Origin of the sequence: Marivirga harenae (genome assembly GCF_030534335.1) — a bacterium.
GTDB lineage: Bacteria > Bacteroidota > Bacteroidia > Cytophagales > Cyclobacteriaceae > Marivirga > Marivirga harenae.
The window spans coordinates 517,501-532,689 of the sequence record NZ_CP130565.1; the positions used below are offsets into that span (position 1 = coordinate 517,501).

Annotated in this window: 16 protein-coding genes (1 of these 16 only partly in view); 3 read left to right on the forward strand and 13 right to left on the reverse strand. The window is 36.0% G+C overall.

From position 1 onward, the window contains the following. The 5 genes from tsaB to rpmH all read right to left on the reverse strand — a co-directional run. A protein-coding gene (gene tsaB, locus Q3Y49_RS02260; protein WP_303270603.1) for a tRNA (adenosine(37)-N6)-threonylcarbamoyltransferase complex dimerization subunit type 1 TsaB crosses the window boundary here: on the reverse strand, positions 1–268 show its beginning. 446 nt of this gene lie to the left of the window's left edge; the window shows 268 of its 714 coding nt (coding positions 1–268); it begins with the start codon at positions 266–268; its stop codon lies beyond the left edge, outside the window. Next, entirely contained in the window at positions 265–1,077 is an 813-nt protein-coding gene (locus Q3Y49_RS02265) for a sulfite exporter TauE/SafE family protein (RefSeq protein WP_303270604.1), read from the reverse strand. Before Q3Y49_RS02265 ends, tsaB begins: the two co-directional genes overlap by 4 nt. Beyond that, a complete protein-coding gene (locus Q3Y49_RS02270; RefSeq protein WP_303270605.1) occupies positions 1,077–2,738 on the reverse strand; it encodes a S41 family peptidase in 1,662 nt (553 codons plus the stop codon). Before Q3Y49_RS02270 ends, Q3Y49_RS02265 begins: the two co-directional genes overlap by 1 nt. 275 nt (positions 2,739–3,013) lie before the next feature. Further along, positions 3,014–3,415 carry a ribonuclease P protein component gene (gene rnpA / locus Q3Y49_RS02275; RefSeq protein WP_303270606.1) on the reverse strand — a complete coding sequence of 134 codons (402 nt, stop codon included), beginning with the start codon at positions 3,413–3,415 and terminating at the stop codon, positions 3,014–3,016. Positions 3,416–3,436: 21 nt separating this feature from the next. Next, a complete protein-coding gene (gene rpmH, locus Q3Y49_RS02280; protein ID WP_013453813.1) occupies positions 3,437–3,598 on the reverse strand; it encodes a 50S ribosomal protein L34 in 162 nt (53 codons plus the stop codon). 176 nt (positions 3,599–3,774) lie between these two features. On the opposite strand from rpmH, the gene Q3Y49_RS02285 reads away from it, so the two are divergent. Then, positions 3,775–5,475, forward strand: coding sequence for a M61 family metallopeptidase (locus Q3Y49_RS02285; RefSeq protein ID WP_303270607.1), 1,701 nt, complete (start codon positions 3,775–3,777; stop codon positions 5,473–5,475). 226 nt (positions 5,476–5,701) lie between these two features. On the opposite strand, the gene Q3Y49_RS02290 is transcribed toward Q3Y49_RS02285, so the two are convergent. The 8 genes from Q3Y49_RS02290 to Q3Y49_RS02325 form a co-directional block, all read right to left on the reverse strand. Beyond that, positions 5,702–6,481: a M48 family metallopeptidase gene (locus Q3Y49_RS02290; RefSeq protein WP_303270608.1), complete on the reverse strand. Its 780-nt coding sequence runs from the start codon at positions 6,479–6,481 to the stop codon at positions 5,702–5,704. A 2-nt stretch (positions 6,482–6,483) separates the two neighbouring features. Then, positions 6,484–6,975: a DUF4870 domain-containing protein gene (locus Q3Y49_RS02295; RefSeq protein ID WP_303270609.1), complete on the reverse strand. Its 492-nt coding sequence runs from the start codon at positions 6,973–6,975 to the stop codon at positions 6,484–6,486. Between the two features lie 4 nt (positions 6,976–6,979). Beyond that, positions 6,980–7,567, reverse strand: coding sequence for a DUF4389 domain-containing protein (locus Q3Y49_RS02300; protein ID WP_303270610.1), 588 nt, complete (start codon positions 7,565–7,567; stop codon positions 6,980–6,982). Between the two features lie 156 nt (positions 7,568–7,723). Next, entirely contained in the window at positions 7,724–9,526 is a 1,803-nt protein-coding gene (locus Q3Y49_RS02305) for an acyl-CoA dehydrogenase FadE (protein ID WP_303270611.1), read from the reverse strand. Between the two features lie 80 nt (positions 9,527–9,606). Further along, positions 9,607–10,776: a thiolase family protein gene (locus Q3Y49_RS02310; protein WP_303270612.1), complete on the reverse strand. Its 1,170-nt coding sequence runs from the start codon at positions 10,774–10,776 to the stop codon at positions 9,607–9,609. 40 nt (positions 10,777–10,816) lie between these two features. Beyond that, positions 10,817–11,176: a four helix bundle protein gene (locus tag Q3Y49_RS02315; protein WP_303270614.1), complete on the reverse strand. Its 360-nt coding sequence runs from the start codon at positions 11,174–11,176 to the stop codon at positions 10,817–10,819. 42 nt (positions 11,177–11,218) lie between these two features. Beyond that, positions 11,219–13,621 (reverse strand): 3-hydroxyacyl-CoA dehydrogenase/enoyl-CoA hydratase family protein, encoded by a 2,403-nt coding sequence (locus Q3Y49_RS02320; protein WP_303270615.1) that lies wholly within the window; start codon positions 13,619–13,621, stop codon positions 11,219–11,221. A gap of 29 nt (positions 13,622–13,650) precedes the next feature. After that, positions 13,651–14,106, reverse strand: coding sequence for a MarR family winged helix-turn-helix transcriptional regulator (locus Q3Y49_RS02325; RefSeq protein WP_303270616.1), 456 nt, complete (start codon positions 14,104–14,106; stop codon positions 13,651–13,653). A 230-nt stretch (positions 14,107–14,336) separates the two neighbouring features. Between Q3Y49_RS02325 and Q3Y49_RS02330 the strand changes: the two genes are divergently transcribed. Continuing rightward, complete coding sequence (locus Q3Y49_RS02330) at positions 14,337–14,777, forward strand: hypothetical protein (protein ID WP_303270618.1); 441 nt, start codon at positions 14,337–14,339, stop codon at positions 14,775–14,777. Between the two features lie 197 nt (positions 14,778–14,974). Beyond that, positions 14,975–15,157, forward strand: a complete 183-nt coding sequence (locus Q3Y49_RS02335; protein ID WP_303270620.1) for an LPXTG cell wall anchor domain-containing protein — start codon at positions 14,975–14,977, stop codon at positions 15,155–15,157. Positions 15,158–15,189 lie beyond the last annotated feature (32 nt).

The window sequence follows — 15,189 nt, forward strand, 5'->3', positions numbered from 1 at the left end:
GAATTTCAAGCGCATAGCATAATCCTTTGGCAGTACTTAGACCAATCCGCAGACCAGTGTAGGAGCCTGGGCCAGATGACACTGCAATCGCCTCTAAATCTTTCATCTTTAAATCACAATGTGATAAGAGTTGTTCTATTAAAGGTGTTAAGGAGTTCGAATGTGACTTCTCCAAATAAAGGTCCGCATTAGCCATTAACTTAGCATCATTATGAATTGCTACAGAACAAATAGGTGTTGAAGTTTCAATACTTAATATAATGCTCATATCAATTCTAATAACTTTTTAACAATCACTAAAACAATGAAAGCGGAGAAAAGATAACTTACTGCAGAGGCTTTCATTTTTCTACTTAATTTCACTCCGATTCTTGCAGTAATCAAAGTCCCTACAATCAGTGGGCCTGTCACTTGGAATAGAATGTAGCCAGTATGATTAACTGCCACCGCTTGCATGGGTTGTTGAAAGAGATTAAAAACCACCATAGACAAAGATGTAATGGTGATCACTCCTAGAGAAATAGCTTTTGCTTTTTTTACTCCCATTTTAAACCCCTGATTTAAAAACGGGATGATAATAATTCCACCTCCTAATCCAGTTAGTGAAGCGGTTAATCCAGCTGATAAACCGGTTAAGCTCAACAATCTTTTTACTCTAACGCTCGTCTCCTGAAAATCCACTTGCTTTTTAGCGTTAGATAAAGTTGAAAAAAGCATTAAACCTAATAAAACGATTACAACCACATTAAACACTTCAACAGAATAAAAGGGTGTATTTACGATAAAATAAAGTGATAACAATCCTGCTGTGATGGAAGAAATGCTAATGATTATTATCTGCTTAGGATAAAATTCCCCATGCTTGTAGTGATTATAGGTAGCGAAAAGCCCGGCAAAAAATGTCCCAAACAATGAATTGGCAATTGTAAACTGTGCTATTTCTTGATTGGGGATTCCAATAAATTGGAATGCGATAGGGAGAATCAATATATATATAATGCCTCCGCCAACGCCAAGTAAGCCCGATATTAATCCACCAATTAAACCTGCTAAGAATAAAAGAAAGTAAAAATCCATTACTTTTTAACTTCTAGGAGATTTTGATACTTTACTTTATCATTTAAAAGTGAAATAGCTTCTTCGACTTCCTCATCGTTTTCAAAAGATGATTCTATCATGCCTTGTCTTTTATGATAGCGTGAAATGATCTCCTCCTTTAAGGCTCTTTTAATTTCAGACTGGAACACTGTCAAATCTTCATTTTTATGATCTTGGATTTCCTTTTCCAGCATCTCAATTTCCTTTTTGATAAAACCGAAATATTTGTCGTTATCCGCAGTTTCTTTTAGCTCTTTAATTGTTTCTTCTGTGGCAGTCGTATAGCTGTAATCTTTACCTGAAACCCAATTGGTAAAATCTTGATATATTTTCTCGGAAATTCTAAAATTCTTTGGGTCTGGTTTTGATTCTAAATTACTGTAATAATATTCAGTAGCGAAATCAAAGACGAAACCTTTTTTTATTAATTGAATTGTGATTGGGGCATATCCCTTGGTAATTACTTCATGATCAGGTGAAACTCCTCCTCCGTCATAAACTAATCTTCCACCTTTGGTTTCAAATTCTGTCTTCAACGAATCTGGAATTTTCCCGATGCTTCCATCCTCATTGCGGTGACTGTAATCAATTGCTTGAATACATCTACCGCTTGGAATATAATATTTTGCAGTCGTTATTTTCAATTGACTATTATAACTCAGAGGACGGGTTGCTTGCACCAATCCTTTTCCGAAGCTTCTTTGCCCAACCAAAATACCTCTATCATAATCTTGCATAACCCCCGCTACAATCTCTGAAGCCGAAGCACTATTATTACTAATTAAAACAGCTAGCCGAATATTGACATCAACTGGATTTTTATTAGAGGTATAGGATTTATTCCATTCCTCAATTTTCCCCTTAGTGCTTACCACTTCTAATCCTTTAGGAATAAACACATTGGAAACCTCAATAGATTCATTAAGCAAGCCGCCAGGATTTCCTCGAAGGTCCAGAATTACCTTTTTAGCTCCTTCCCCCTTCAATTCCACTAGGGCCGATCGTACTGAAGCCCCAGCTCCACTGGAGAATTCTGTTAGTCTGATATAGGCAATATCTTCGCCTATCATTCCATAATAAGGCACGCTTTCAATATTTATACTTTCTCTATTTAAAGAGAATTTTAGCGGTTTTTTGGAATCCTTTCTTTTGACTTTCACATCCACATTGGTACCTATTTGCCCCTTAAGAAGCGTATTGATTTCATCTGTATCGTAGTCTTCAATTACGTTATCATTAATTTCAATTACTTCATCGCCAATTTTCAATCCTGACTTTTCTGCTGGAGAGCCTTCAAAAACCATCATGACCACATGTCTATCTTCAATTTTCCCCATTGTGGTTCCAATTCCAGCATATTGGCCAGTGGACATGATCCGGTAGTCCTCGATTCGGTCTTCAGGAATAAAGTTGGTGTATGGATCTAAAGACTCAAGCATAGCCTCAATGCCCGTTTCAATTATTTCCGTAGGATTGATTTCATCTACATAGTAAGTGTTGAGTTCTTTATATAAAGTAGTGAAGACATCAAGGTTTTTAATGATTTCAAAGTATCGGTCGTTTTTCTTTACTTGGAATGATACTAAGCCGATAAAGGTTAGGGCTAAAAGTGTGATTATTATTTTATTTGATAGCTTCATGAAAAGTTATTTACTAATTTTTTACTTTACAAAACTCATACTATTTCGTTTGAACTTCGATTTAGAAACTGAGAATGACAGATTAAAAACATTATGACTTAGTTTCTATACTATTATCAATTTATATCTCTAGGCCTTCGTTGGCTTGTCTGCGCAAGCAGACCCGCTAAACTTTCATCCCTCCCGCTTTTCCGAGGTCCTCGGAAGCGGTCGAGTTAGTATTTCGCCACTATTATTATGACAAATTTTAGTTTCTGTCCACAATATTACAGAATTTACACTGTGAATTCTTGGTGCAAACGCTCTAAAGTCTTTTTTAGTTTTTTTGTTAACACATCAGATGGCATTTTTTTATCAGAAGTGTAAATATAAGCAATCCTCAAATTTCTATTAAGTTTTTCTGGATCAATCAGAATTTTATGCTGTCTGTAGGCTTCTCTTACTTGCCTTTTAATGAAATTTCGGTCGGGGGCTTTTTTAAATTTCCTTTTGGGTACGGAAATCAATATTTGCTGAGGATTGACTTTGGCTTCAAATGGATCAGCAATATAAATGACTTTAAATGGGTACAAATAAAAAGAGGAGCCCTTTTTAAAAAGCTCCTGAATTTCATTTCTATGATATAAGCGCTCATTCTTCTTAAAAGAGAAATCGTTATTGTCCGAGATTACAGACATGCGCTTTTCTGCATTGCAGAATTATTTTCTGTGCTTACCTTTTTCGTCAGAAACAGTTAATTTATGACGACCTTTCGCTCTTCTTCTCGCCAAAACGTTTCTTCCATTAGCTGATTCCATTCTAGTTCTGAATCCATGCTTATTTTTTCTTTTCCTTTGAGAAGGCTGAAATGTACGTTTCATATCTTTATATATTTAAATTTTCTCTTGTTCTTTATTAAGGGATGCAAAGATAGACAGTTAATTTGTTTCTGCAAAATACTTTCACAAAATACTAAAAGAATATCTCGTTTTATATCTGCTTATAAATCATCAACTTTACACCTCAAATTTAAGATGATTATTTAAATATATCGATAATGATTCAATATAGATTATCACAAAAGTTTCCCCACGATTCCTTTTTACAAGTAGAAATACGATTAAAATCCTCAAACCCAACTTTTGAGATGAAATTGCCCAATTGGAGGCCAGGTAGATATCAATTGGGAAATTTCTCTAAATACTTGAGAAACTTTCAGGCATTTGATCACAATGGTGAAGCAATAGATTTCAGTAAAACTAATAAAAACACCTGGAGAATTAATTGTCCAGAAAATCAATGCATTATTCGATATGAAATTTATACATCAATTATTGATGGCGGAAGCACATATGTAGATGAAGAACATTGGTATTTGAACTTCATCAATTGTATGCTATACGAACCTAATGAAATGCATAGATCACATGAAATTGAATTATCGATTCCAGGTGATTGGGAAATCGCTTGCAGCTTAGAGAGGAATGGAAAGAAATTACTCGCCAAAAGCTTTTACGAATTGGTAGATAGCCCTTTGCTAGCTGGAAAAAATCTACAGCATCTTCAATACAAAGTGAATGACATAAATTTTCATTTATGGTTTAGAGGAAAAGTAGACTTAAATAATAAAGAACAGATTATAACTGATTTTGAAAAATTCACTGCCTTGCAAATCGATACAATGGGAGCATTTGAAAGCACAGATTATCACTTTCTGTTTCAAATACCAGATGAAAAGGCTTATCACGGAGTCGAACACTTAAATAGCACTTGTATAGTTTTGGGTCCCTCAAAGGAATTTAATTCGGAAGCATTTTACAATAACTTTCTAGGGATCAGCTCACACGAATTATTTCATTATTGGAATATTATTAGAATTAGGCCGAAAGAAATGTATCCCTACAATTTTGAAACGGAAAATTATTTTAGCACAGGCTACGTAGCGGAAGGCGTAACCACCTATTATGGTGATCTTTTCCTAGTGAGGAGTGGTGTGAAAGATTTAGATTGGTATCTAACAGAAATCAATCTTCTTTTTAAACGTCATTTTGAAAATTACGGGAGATTTAATGCATCAGTAGCAGAATCATCATGGGATTTATGGCTTGATGGATATGAAGCTGGGATCCCACATAGAAAAGTATCCATATATGTAAAAGGAGCTTTAATTGCCCTCATCCTAGATTTAAGAATCATTTTAGAAAGCAAAGGAGAAAAAAGTCTAGATGATGTCATGCGAAAACTATGGAATGATTTCTACACAAAAGATCAAGGCTACAGCCCTGAAGATTATTTAAGAACAGCGGAAGAAATTATAGGTCATGATTTGACAGCATATTCCAAGTTGTATATTGAAGGGTGTGAACCCTTAGAAAAAGAGTTGCAAGAATTATTAAATCAATTCGGGTTTAAAATGGAATTGAAGTCAAATGAAAATTTATTGGCTCATCATTTTGGTTTCAAATCAAATGAAGGGAAAATTATTTCCATTGCCCCTGATAGTCCGGCCGAAAAGACTTTAAGAATTGGAGATGAAATAATCAGTATAGACAATCAAAAATTTGAAGAGATCGATGAAGAAGTATTTCTACTACAGGATAAAACAGAATATAGGATTCAGTTCTTCAGAAATAATTTACAAAAGGAAGTAAGGATAAATTCAGGAAATGATAATTACTACAGCCGATATATCATCAAAGAGAATGATAGCATTACCGAAAAAGAAAGTTTGATGAGAACGAAGTGGTTGAATGTATGATTAAAATACAAAAGGGTAGGAAAAGCGAAAGGCAGCTCCCCAGCTGCCTTTCTATTTCAACCAAAACCTTACAAAGTCATTGACTTGTATAAGATATTGTAAATGTAAAATGAATTATTTAAAGGGTCAAGCCCAAAAAAGATTTTTTTTGAGTTTTATTGAAAAATTACTATTTTTAAGGTTATTTTCTTTTAAAAGTGCAATATAAATACACTGTTGATACATATTATTTTAAACTTCCTTTAAAAGCTTCCCAATCAACAGCAATGGGGATTTCCTCAATGGAATCACCAACATTTTCAGAAACAAACTCAATTCTTTCTTTAAGCGCTGGATGTGAAGAAATCCATTCTAAACTTTCGGGGATTTCTCTGTTTTTTTGTTTTAGCTTTAGAAAAAACTGAGTTAATCTATTGGGGTTGATCTTGGCATCCTTTAAATACTGAATTGCATATTCATCCGCCTCTTTTTCCATACTTCTGCTAAAGCCACTGCTGACCACCAGCTTAGTTATTTCTTGCATAATGACGGGGTCTCCACCAGAAATAATCAATATTAAAGAATTGAGCCCAATCTCCTTAACCAGATTCTTTATTACATGCCTTTTTTCAGCATGAGCTAATTCATGTGCCAAAACTGCCGCCAACTCTTCAGGAGTTTCCGTTTGGTCAATTAAGCCGGTAAAGACAAAAAGTTGTCCATTAAAGGCAGTGAACGCATTTACCTGATCAGACTTTAAGACATAAATATTATAATCATATCTAAGGGAATCCATAGGATCAGTTAAGCGACTAAAGACAATATTCATTACGGAATCGGTCAGTCCAACATCCAAAGAGTCATATTCCCTAAATATTTGTCGATTGAAAAAGTCCGCAATATCCTCTTCTTGCTCTAAAGAAACTAAATCTTGTTTTTCAGTAGTTGTTGAGATATAAGTAAAACCAGCCCAGATAGCAAAAGCAATTATAACTATTACTGTTAAATCCCTTATATTCTTATTCATGATTACATTTTAGGGGGTTGGTTTACTGTTTTTTTGGCATCAGTTTCTTCTTTCTTAAAAACAGATTGATAGGAAACTCGGCCAAAGAAGAGAAAGTAATACATTTCTCCTTTCCTTGCTTTTACAGCGCCAATGATACTAAAAATAATGTAAATCAAATTGGCTATCCCAACCAACCACAAATATCCTTTAAAAACATCCGTAAAAGCATAATCAAAAAACACTATTCTTGCTCCCCAAAATACCGCAACAGCATTCAAAATGCTTGTTGGGAGTTGACTGAGTAAAGATTGCAGGGAATGGAAACGAACAAACAAACTTTTTCCCTTATTGATGTAGTAATAAACGATTGCTGCAATCAAATTTAAAATAGGCAAAGGGAGACCAGCCCCTAATGCTGCGAACATCATTAGGTAGGCTCCCATTGCATCTTCTTTCTCCCGAATATCCATTTCATCGGGCTGTGGTATTGTGTGAAAGTTTTCTGTTGTCATAATTTCATGGTTTTCCTGAAAAAGGGGGATACTCATCAGTCATATAAGACATATATAAATTCACTCTAGTTTGCCATCTTAAAGTTCCGACAATAAATTCATGCCAGGATGTGGGGAATTCCCCGGTAAATAAAACCACCCACCATGCAATAAAAGCCAGTATCTGCGTCCAAATAAGTCTAAAGAACAGTATAAAAACATGAGGTATTAGCACATAAATGACTCCGAAAAATAACCTAAGCAGCACCAAGCCTCTACTAATTCGTTCTGGATATTTAACATCAACATCTACAAATTCATCTTTAGCCTCCAATCCAAAGGGAGGATAATCATCAGATAAGTTTAAAATTCGTGCATTTACTCTAGTATTCCAACGAAGCAATTTTACTTGGTATTCAAAAAAACTTTGCGGGTACCTACCAGTAAATAAAATCACCCAAAAAGCAATGAAGCTCAGGATAGCCCCCCATAAGCTCATAAAAAACAATAAAAACATATGAGGAATTAGGATGTACAGCCACCCAAAAAAAGTACGTAACAACAACTCGCCTCGAGAGTAGCGGTCTTGATGTTTAATTTCAAAAGTTAACATAGTGAAGATTGGTTTAGTGAAGCCCGAATTTGTGAAATATTATGATTAAATACAATTATCTCACTATTTAATTACACGTTCATCAAATACTATTACGCATAAAAAAAGCTCGAATAAATTCGAGCCTTTCAAAATAAAAACTATGCTTTTTTACAATTAGAATTCATAAGCTTGCTTTTCTAGCACATGATCAGCTATTGATCTCCTTACTTCTTTAAGGTTCATAGGATCAATTTTAGTGAATCTCTTTAAACCTAAAAGCATCATCCGCTGCTCGTCTCCTTCTGCAAACGCAAAGATGGCTTCTTTACCGGCTTTATTAGCAATTTCAACTGCTCTGTGCATATATAACTTTGTCATGTTGATTTGTTGCTTACACGCCTCTTCTCCTTTAATACCAACCAATTTCTCAGTTCTTAATAAAGCAGATTCTGCAGCATAAACTTCAATCAACATATCAGCAAGGTTCATCAAGATTTCCTGTTCTTGAGAAAGCTTTTGCATATACTTTTGAACAGCAGCACCTGAAATCATCAATCCAGCTTTTTTCAAATTAGCCAAGACCTTTTTCTCCTTTGCAAACATGGCATCATCTTCATCGGCTCCAAAGTCTGGTATTGAAGTCAATTCTTTTTGTACATTCATGGCCGGTGTCATTAAATCTAACTTACCTTTCATGGCGCGCTTCAACAACATGTCAATAGTTAACATTCGGTTGATTTCGTTCGTACCTTCGAAGATTCTGTTGATTCGGGCATCACGATAAGCTCTGTCCATAGGTGCATCAGCTGAAAAGCCCATTCCACCATAAGTTTGAACACCTTCGTCCACTACGTAGTCCAAAGTTTCTGATCCATGGACTTTTAGGATTGCACATTCAATAGCAAATTCTTCTACTGATTTCAATTTAGCTTCTGCTTCTGACATTCCACCAGCCACTAAATCATCGTAAGCATCATCGATGTTTTGACCTGCTCTATAAGCTGCTGATTCTGACGCATAAGTTCTTGCCGCCATCTCAGCCAATTTGTGCTTAATTGCACCAAAGCTACCTATAGATGTTCCGAACTGCTTCCTTTCAGTGGCATATTGAGCCGCATTTCCAATGATTCCTTTGCAAGCACCGATTGTAGAAGCAGCCAACTTGATTCTACCGATGTTTAAAATATTTACAGCAATTTTAAAACCGTTTTCTCTTTCAGAAAGCATGTTTTCAACTGGTACTTTACAATCGTTAAAGAATACCTGACGCGTAGAAGATCCTTTTATACCCATTTTGGCTTCTTCCTCATTCATAGTCACTCCACCAAAATCTTTCTCCACTATAAAAGCAGAAAGATTTTTGTCATCATCAATTTTAGCAAAAACAATGAAAATGTCAGCGAAACCACCATTGGTGATCCACATTTTCTGACCATTCAAGATATAGTGCTTTTTATCTTCCGTTAAAACTGCCTTCGTTTTAGCTGCATTAGCATCGGAACCAGAATCCGGTTCTGTTAAACAGTATGAAGCTTTCCATTCACCAGTAGCTAATTTTGGCAAATATTTTTTCTTCTGTGCATCATCACCATAAAACAGAATGGGTAGTGTACCAATTCCAGTATGTGCGGATAAAGCAACGGCAAAGGAATGACCCGCACCAATTACTTCAGCAACCAGCATAGAAGTATTGAAGTCCATTCCGAATCCACCATATTCTTCTGGGACTGAGGTTCCTAATAGTCCTAATTCACCTGATTTATCCAATAATTCCGGCATAATATCAGGGTTTCCTTTTACATCATCAATTTCATCCAAACGTGGGTAAACTTCCTGATCCAAGAAATCTTTACAAGTTTGGGCAATCATTTTTTGTTCTTCCGTCCATTCTTCTGGAGTGAAAACTGCCTGAGCTGGAGTTTCTTCTATTAAGAAAGCTCCACCCTTTGCTGTGTATTTTTTATCAACTTTTTCCATTTTACTATCTTTTTAAAATCTATAACATTTTTTGTCTGAATGAGAAATTGATTCAAGAGTCTAGAATATAGATTCTCCTTTTACATCATTTCGTAAATGCCGGCAATTCCTTGGCCACCACCAATACAAGCAGTAACCATCCCGTATTTGCCATTGGTTCTTTTCAATTCATTCATTACTTGAACCGAAAGTTTTGCACCTGAGCAACCTAAAGGGTGTCCTAAAGCTATCGCTCCACCATTAACATTTAATTTACTTTGATCAATATCCAACTCACGAATTACCGCTAATGATTGAGCCGCAAATGCTTCATTTAATTCAATCAAATCAATATCATTCAATTTTAACCCTGCGCTTTTCAATGCTTTTGGCACTGCTTCCACAGGACCTATACCCATGATTCTTGGTTCAACACCTGCTACGCCAAAGCCCACCATTCTGGCAATTGGCTTTACGTTTAATTCTTTCACCATTCTTTCGGACATTACCATCGTAAATGAGGCTCCGTCATTTGTTGGAGAAGAATTTCCAGCAGTTACTGATCCCCCCTGTGCAAAAACTGGTCTCAGTTTTCCTAATACATCAGTACTTGTTCCCGCTCGTGGTCCTTCGTCTTTATCTACAGTATAATCACGTGTTTTCTTCTTTCCATCTTCCACATAAGTTTCTTTGACATTGATAGGTACAATTTCATTATCGAATTTACCCTCTTTCTGTGCATTGATTGCCTTCATGTGAGAGTTATATGCAAACTCATCCTGATCTTCACGAGATATTTTCCATTGCTGAGCAATTTGCTCTGCAGTTAAACCCATTGAGGTGTAGTAATCTGGAGTTTCAGTAGCTATTTTGTAATTAAGAGCCGTTTTGTAACCCATAATTGGTACCATAGACATTGATTCCGTTCCACCAGCAATAATGATATCGGCATAACCAGCCTGAATTTTTGAAGCCGCTATATTTATAGCCTCCAATCCTGATCCACAATACCTATTGATTACCATGCCTGGTACTTCTTTACCAAGCGCTAAGAGTGAAATCATACGCCCCATTTGCATTCCCTGCTCTGCTTCTTGCACAGCATTCCCTACAATTAGGTCGTCTACCATTTTATTTTCTACACCCTCCACTTGGGAAACCAGGTGTTTGATTACATCGGAGGCTAGATCATCCGGTCGGTAAAATCTGAAGCCACCTTTTTTGGCTCTTGTTACTGCCGTTCTATATCCTGCTACTATATATGCGTCCATTTTTTTAAATTTTGAGATTATAGAATCTAGAACATAGAGTCTAGACTTCTGCATTCGTTTTCTTTATAAAAGAGTTAAGCATTTTTTGAATTTCATCTAATGCGTTCTTAACCGCATCAAAATCACTTTCTGACACAAAATTCAGTTCTTTACTTAACAGCAATTGAGTTTCTAACTCAAAACTAGAACCAATAGATATTCTTAAGAACCTAGAAAAATCTTTGCTTGAATCTCTAGAAGAGCCTTCTGCAATATTAGATGGGATTGAAACAGCACACCTTCTAATTTGAGATATCAATCCAAATCTTTCCTCGCTAGGAAAAGTACTTGTGACTTGATATATCAATAGAGATAACTCCATTGATTTCTCCCAAACTTTAAGTTTCTTATAATTGTGCATTTTCGATCTTTATTCTATGTTCTAGGTTCTAGGATCTAAAGTCTAGTTTCTAAGCGGTTTTCCTCCTTGCAATACGGCTTGAATTCTTTCCAGTGTTTTCTTTTCTCCTAACAGGGATAAGAAAGCTTCTCTTTCAAGATCCAATAAGTATTGCTCTGAAACTTCTTGAGGATACGATAAATCTCCGCCACACATTACGTACGCTAGTTTATCTGCTATCTTCTGATCGTGTTCTGAAATGTATCGCCCCATCTTCATACCGGACACCCCCGCTTTAAATAAAGCAATACCAGTTTTTCCTTGCACTTTTATATCAGTCCTTTGAACTGGCATGGTATATCCAGCATCTGCCAATCTTATAGCAGCAGCTTTAGCATCAGCGATCTGACGGCTCCTATTCATACTGATTCCATCAGAAGGACGTAGAATCCCCATATCTCTTGCTTCATGAGCCGAGGTGGCAACTTTAGCCATGGCTATATTCATATAAGCATTTTGCAAAGCGTTCAGCTCAACATCTCCGTCCTGATATCTATCAGCTACTCGTAGAGCATTTTCTTTGGTACCTCCACCACCTGGAATGACACCAACGCCTACTTCAACCAAACCGATATAAGTTTCAGCTGAAGCTTGAACGTGGTCAGCATGCATGGATAATTCACATCCTCCACCTAAAGCCATATTATGTGGTGCTACTACAACAGGTACTGCTGAGTATCTTGCTCGCATCATAGTTTGTTGGAACTGACGAATCATGAAATCTAACTCATCATAATCTTGTTCGATGGCATACATGAAGATCATTCCCAAATTGGCGCCCACAGAAAAGTTCGAACCCTCGTTAGAGATTACTACTCCACGATACTTCTCCTCTCCCATCGAAATAGCCTTATTGATGGCTTCTATCACACCGCCACCGAGGGAATTTGATTTAGAACGGAATTCTACATTAATAATACCGTCACCCAAATCGATAATTCCCGCTTCTGCATTGCTCCATATTTCTTTACCACTCTCTTTCAAGTTTTCAAGAATAATGAATTCCTCAGTTCCCGGGATATTTACATATTTCTTACTATCAAGATCATAGTATTGCTTTTGACCTGCTTCAACTTTATAGAAAGAATCTGCGCCAGAATCGAGCATATCATAAACCCATTGGTTTGGCTTATAACCTGCTTCTTCCATTTTCTCCACAGTCTTTTTAACACCTAGAGTATCCCAAGTCTCAAATGGTCCAATTTCCCAACCAAAGCCAGTGCAAACTGCTTGGTCAATTCTATATAATTCATCAGAAATCTCGGGAATTCTATTAGATGCATATTTGAATAAACCATAGAAGGAATCTCTGTAGAATTCACCCGCTTTATCCTTACCTCCTAATAAAACAGGAAATCTCTCTTTTAGATTAGATATCTGCTTGGTGGACTCAAGGGTAGAGAATTTAGGCTTGCTCTTAGGCTTGTATTCCATTGACTCCAAATCCAAAGTAAGGATTTCAGTCTTTCCATCTTTTTTGGTCTTCTTATAAAAACCTTGCCCTGTTTTATCTCCTAACCATTTGTTGTCTTCTAACTTCCCGATTACATCCGGCAAATTGAAAGTTTCTCTAGCTTCATCATTTGGAAGATTTTCATATAAACCATTGGCTACTTTTATCAAGGTATCCAAACCAACTACATCAGAGGTTCTGAAAGTAGCAGATTTTGGTCGCCCAATAACAGGCCCTGTCAATTTATCAATCTCATCGATATTCATGCCTAATTTTTGCATGGACTCTACAACTTTCAAAATTGCATAGATACCTACTCTATTTGCGATAAATGCAGGAGTATCTTTACATAAAACCGTTGTTTTGCCCAAATACAAATCTCCATAATGCATCAAGAAATCAGTAATCGCTTGATCCGTTTTTGGTGTAGGAATGATTTCCAATAATTTTAAATAACGAGGCGGATTGAAGAAGTGTGTTCCAATAAAGTGCTTTTGGAAATCCTCACTTCTTTCTTCTAGCATCATATGAATTGGAATACCTGAAGTGTTGGAGGATATAATAGTACCTTTAGTTCTGTGTTCTTCAACTTTTGAAAAAACTTTCTTTTTAATATCCAGTCGCTCCACAACAGCTTCTAGCACCCAGTCACAATCTTTGATTTTGTGCATATCATCATCAAAATTTCCCAATGAAATTCTATTGGCAAAATCTTTATGATATAATGAAGCAGGCTTACCTTTCAAGGTAGATTCAAAAGCCTCATTCACGATACGATTGCGCACTTGCGGATCTTCCTTCGTCAGGCCCTTGTCTTTCTCGGCATCCGTAAGTTCAAAAGGCACGATATCAAGCAAGAGCACTTCCACACCAATATTGGCAAAGTGGCAGGCAATTCTTGATCCCATAATCCCCGAACCTAAAACGGCTACTTTTTTAATGTTTCGTTTCATTTAGTCGCTATGGTTTAAATTTTAAAAAATTAATGAACTGATTCGTTATTATTGTAAATCTCGTTTGAGTCGATTATGCCATTCACTCTGTTGATGACATCAAAAAAAGCTTCTAATTTTTCAGGTTCAATAGTTTTGAATACCTCTTCATTGAAAGCTTTTACCGTTTCCCTTGACACCGCCTTTTTCTCTATCCCTAAATCTGTTAAAAAAATTCTGACCGAACGTTTATCTTCAGGATCAGGCTTCTTATGAATAAGACCCTTTTCTTCCATACTTTTTAGCATACGGGTCAAACTCCTACTTTCTAAGCCCATCAGTGGCGCTATTTTGGTAGCAGGTGTCCCTTCTTTGGAATTGATATTTAATAACACAAACCCTATGGAAGTAGTAATTCCATATTTTACAGCTTGTTGGTTGTACATACGTGAAATAGCATGCCAGGCCGCCTTAATATTGTAGTCGATGGATTCTTCTCTCTTCATGGAAGTCAAATATACAAAAATATAGTATGCATGCATACTATATTTGAAAAAAATATTAAATTCTGTATTAAAAAAATATATGGACTATATTTAGTCTCTTAAACGACAATTTCAAAATATTAGATGCACGATAATGATTTTCACCAAAAGATCAGTTAATTGATCCCAAGTAACAAATAACTCCAAAAAGAGTATGTACTTGGAACTACATCCATATAAAAATTTCAATTATGAAAAAGAAAGCAGTTTTATCATTTTGCTTAAGCCTAGTCTTCACTTTACTATCTACATCAGTGGTCATAGGACAAACTCGTACAGAAATGATCGGTTCAATAGACGATAAAGTAAGTCTGAAAAGAGATGGAGATCAATACTTACTTACATATCGCAACAATAATCTAAATTCTGATAAAGCAGACAATCAGTTGACTATTAAAGATAAAGAAACTCTCGATAATCTTTATACCTTCATCATCGAAGGTTTTGATTCAATGAACCCCGGCCCAGTTCAATTTGAGATGGACAAAAATGAATTAAGACTATATTATAATAAGAAATTCTTAGGAAAAGACTTAGTCGAAATCATTCATGAGAATAAAGAAACAGAGGAAACTGGCACCATATATAGGCTGAGCCAGAAGGACGTTCAAGAGTTATTCGGGAAAAGTTAAAATTATAGGAACTTATACCTTTAGAGTGGAAATGGTTTTTTGCGGCTAATTAAGTCAGTTGACTAATCATGAATTGCTTAAACTCGTATTGAAAAACAGGCAGCAATATTGGCATAAAGCGGCATAACGCGCTTTTATACAATATTAAGTAACAGCTAGGGCTTATAGACGTTCAAAAATAAAAACTCTTTGAAGCCATGAACATTTTACAACTTTTAGCTCAAATACCACAAGGTGTTCCACATCCTGATGACAGTGAGCCCTTACTATTACAAACTCCTTTTGATTATATACTATATGTGGGTTTACCCATCCTGATTTTGGTTGGAGGATATTTATGGTGGAGAAGGAAAAAAAGAAGAGAGAAGGAAGAAGACTAAACAAAAAAAGGGGCTTACAGGCCCCTTTTACG

Bases quoted from the DNA above. Each gene is read 5' to 3' on its own strand.
- rpmH (WP_013453813.1), bottom strand. From the start codon at position 3,598: ATGAAACGTACATTTCAGCCTTCTCAAAGGAAAAGAAAAAATAAGCAT.
- Q3Y49_RS02270 (WP_303270605.1), bottom strand. From the start codon at position 2,738: ATGAAGCTATCAAATAAAATAATAATCACACTTTTAGCCCTAACCTTT.
- Q3Y49_RS02295 (WP_303270609.1), bottom strand. From the start codon at position 6,975: ATGACAACAGAAAACTTTCACACAATACCACAGCCCGATGAAATGGAT.
- Q3Y49_RS02290 (WP_303270608.1), bottom strand. From the start codon at position 6,481: ATGAATAAGAATATAAGGGATTTAACAGTAATAGTTATAATTGCTTTT.
- Q3Y49_RS02285 (WP_303270607.1), top strand. From the start codon at position 3,775: ATGATTCAATATAGATTATCACAAAAGTTTCCCCACGATTCCTTTTTA.
- Q3Y49_RS02315 (WP_303270614.1), bottom strand. From the start codon at position 11,176: ATGCACAATTATAAGAAACTTAAAGTTTGGGAGAAATCAATGGAGTTA.
- Q3Y49_RS02305 (WP_303270611.1), bottom strand. From the start codon at position 9,526: ATGGAAAAAGTTGATAAAAAATACACAGCAAAGGGTGGAGCTTTCTTA.
- Q3Y49_RS02265 (WP_303270604.1), bottom strand. From the start codon at position 1,077: ATGGATTTTTACTTTCTTTTATTCTTAGCAGGTTTAATTGGTGGATTA.
- Q3Y49_RS02335 (WP_303270620.1), top strand. From the start codon at position 14,975: ATGAACATTTTACAACTTTTAGCTCAAATACCACAAGGTGTTCCACAT.
- Q3Y49_RS02330 (WP_303270618.1), top strand. From the start codon at position 14,337: ATGAAAAAGAAAGCAGTTTTATCATTTTGCTTAAGCCTAGTCTTCACT.
- Q3Y49_RS02310 (WP_303270612.1), bottom strand. From the start codon at position 10,776: ATGGACGCATATATAGTAGCAGGATATAGAACGGCAGTAACAAGAGCC.
- Q3Y49_RS02300 (WP_303270610.1), bottom strand. From the start codon at position 7,567: ATGTTAACTTTTGAAATTAAACATCAAGACCGCTACTCTCGAGGCGAG.
- Q3Y49_RS02320 (WP_303270615.1), bottom strand. From the start codon at position 13,621: ATGAAACGAAACATTAAAAAAGTAGCCGTTTTAGGTTCGGGGATTATG.
- rnpA (WP_303270606.1), bottom strand. From the start codon at position 3,415: ATGTCTGTAATCTCGGACAATAACGATTTCTCTTTTAAGAAGAATGAG.
- Q3Y49_RS02325 (WP_303270616.1), bottom strand. From the start codon at position 14,106: ATGAAGAGAGAAGAATCCATCGACTACAATATTAAGGCGGCCTGGCAT.